Origin of the sequence: Kocuria sp. CPCC 205261 (assembly GCF_040981025.1) — a bacterium.
Classification (GTDB): Bacteria; Actinomycetota; Actinomycetes; order Actinomycetales; family Micrococcaceae; genus Kocuria; species Kocuria marina.
Genome location: NZ_JAVKPU010000028.1, coordinates 1 through 2,760 on the forward strand (window position 1 = coordinate 1; position 2,760 = coordinate 2,760).

Annotated in this window: 1 protein-coding gene; it reads left to right on the forward strand. The window is 62.6% G+C overall.

Annotation, left to right across the window (positions count from 1 at the left end; all coding sequences use genetic code 11):
- Positions 1-15 precede the first annotated feature (15 nt).
- A complete protein-coding gene (gene aceE, locus RF646_RS13195; protein ID WP_368836228.1) occupies positions 16-2,727 on the forward strand; it encodes a pyruvate dehydrogenase (acetyl-transferring), homodimeric type in 2,712 nt (903 codons plus the stop codon).
- The last annotated feature ends 33 nt before the right edge of the window (positions 2,728-2,760 follow it).

Here is a 2,760-nt window from a genome sequence, read left to right on the forward strand (position 1 = left end):
AGCAATCACCACATTTTGAGTGGGTTGACGAATAATCTTCAGGACGCTGATGTTCAGGAGACGCAGGAGTGGATCGAGTCGTTTGACGCGTTGATCCAGGCGCAGGGTACCGCGCGGGCGCAGTACGTGATGCGGGCGTTGTTGCAGCACGCGGGCACGCATTCGGTGGGTGTGCCGATGGTGACGACGTCGGATTATGTGAACACGATCCCGGTGGATCAAGAACCCGAGTTCCCCGGTGATGAGGAGATCGAGCGCCGTTACCGGGCTTTCCTGCGCTGGAACGCGGCGGTGATGGTCCACCGCGCTCAACGCCCGGAAGTCTCCGTTGGCGGGCATATCTCCTCGTACGCGGGGGTGGCGACGTTGTATGAGGTGGGGTTGAACCACTTCTTCCGCGGACCTGGCCATCCCGGGGGCGGGGATCAGGTGTTCTTCCAGGGTCATTCCTCCCCCGGTAACTACGCCCGCGCCTACCTCGAGGGCCGGCTCACGGAGGAACAGTTGGATGGGTTCCGGCAGGAGAAGACCCACGCCCCCAACGGGTTGCCCTCGTACCCGCATCCGCGGTGTTTACCGGATTTCTGGCAGTTCCCCACCGTGTCGATGGGGATCGGGCCGATGAACGCGATCTACCAGGCCCAGTTCAACCGGTACCTGCACAACCGCGGTATCAAGGACACCTCGGACCAGCACGTGTGGGCGTTTTTGGGCGACGGGGAGATGGATGAACCCGAATCCCGTGGTGTGCTGCAGTTAGCGGCGAATGAGAAGTTGGACAACCTCACCTTCGTGATCAACTGCAACTTGCAACGCTTGGATGGTCCGGTACGCGGGAACGGGAAGATCATCCAGGAGCTGGAAGCGTTCTTCCGCGGTGCGGGGTGGAATGTGATCAAGGTCGTGTGGGGCCGGGAATGGGACGCCCTACTGGAGGCGGATCACACCGGGGAGTTGGTGCGGATCATGAACGAGACCCTGGACGGGGACTACCAGACCTTCAAAGCCGAATCCGGTGGGTTCGTCCGTGACCACTTCTTCGCCCGCTCCGCAGCCACTAAAGAGCTGGTGGCCGATTACACGGATGAGCAGATCTGGAACCTCAAGCGCGGCGCTCATGACTACCGCAAGGTGTATGCGGCGTACAAGGCGGCGGTGGAACACACCGGCCAGCCCACGGTGATCCTGGCCCAAGGCGTCAAGGGCTACGGGTTGGGTCCGCACTTCGAGGCCCGTAACGCCACCCACCAGATGAAAAAACTCACCCTCGAAGACCTCAAGGCCTTCCGGGATCACTTACGGATCCCGATCAGTGATGAGCAACTGGACTCGGATCTCTACAACGCCCCCTACTACCACCCCGGACCCGACTCCCCCGAAATCAAGTATTTGTTGGAACGCCGTCAGGAGTTGGGTGGGTTCCTCCCGGATCGCCCCCACACCCAGCAGGCGATCACCTTGCCCTCGGACAAAGCCTTCGCTTCGGGGAAGAAGGGTTCGGGCAAACAACTGGCGGCCACGACCATGGCGTTCGTGCGGATCCTCAAAGACCTGATGCGGGAGAAGGACTTCGGACACCGCATCGTACCCATCGTCCCGGACGAGGCCAGAACGTTTGGGATGGACTCCTTCTTCCCGACCGCGAAGATCTATAACCCCAACGGGCAGAACTACCTCTCCGTGGACCGCGAACTGATGCTCGCGTACAAGGAATCCGCCCAGGGTGTGATCCTGCACCCGGGGATCAACGAGGCCGGGGCCACCGCTGCGTTCACCGCCGCGGGCACCTCCTACGCCACCCACGGTGAAACCATGATCCCGGTGTACATCTTCTACTCCATGTTCGGGTTCCAACGCACCGGGGATGAGTTCTGGGCAGCAGCCGATCAGATGGCCCGCGGGTTCGTGATCGGCGCCACCGCCGGGCGTACCACCCTCACCGGTGAGGGCCTGCAACACGCTGACGGGCACTCCCCGATCCTGGCTTCGACCAACCCCGCGGTGATCCACTACGACCCCGCCTACGGGTACGAGATCGCCCACATCGTCAAACGCGGGATCGAACACATGTACGGGCAGGCGGATGAGGATCACAACGTGATGTACTACCTCACCGTCTACAACGAACCCATCCACCAACCCGCCGAACCCGAAGACGTCGATGTGGACGGGATCCTCAACGGTATCTACCTGCTCAAACCCGCCACCAACGAAGGCCCGCGCGCCCAATTGCTGGCCTCCGGGGTCGGGGTGCCCTGGGCGTTGGAAGCCCAACGGATCCTCGCCGAGGAATGGTCGGTCTCCGCCGACGTGTGGTCGGTGACGTCGTGGACGAACCTACGCCGGGATGCTCACGCCGCCGAACATGAGGCGTTCCTCAACCCCGGTGAAGGAGCCCGCACCCCCTACATCACCCAAGCACTAGCAGGGGCAACGGGACCGGTGATCGCTACCAGTGATTACACCTCGGCCCTACCGGACTCCGTGCGTCAGTACGTACCCAACGACTGGGCCTCGTTGGGCGCAGACGGATTCGGGTTCGCTGACACCCGCGCCGGAGCACGCCGGTACTTCACCATCGATGCGCACTCAATGGTCGTACGCACCCTGGAAATGCTGGCCAAACGCGGAGAGATCGACTGGTCCGCCCCCGCAGAAGCCATCACCCGCTACGACCTCACCAACCCCGCCGCCGGCACCAGCGGTAACACCGGAGGCGACGCCTAACCCACCAACCCACCACCACGACGCCCCCACACC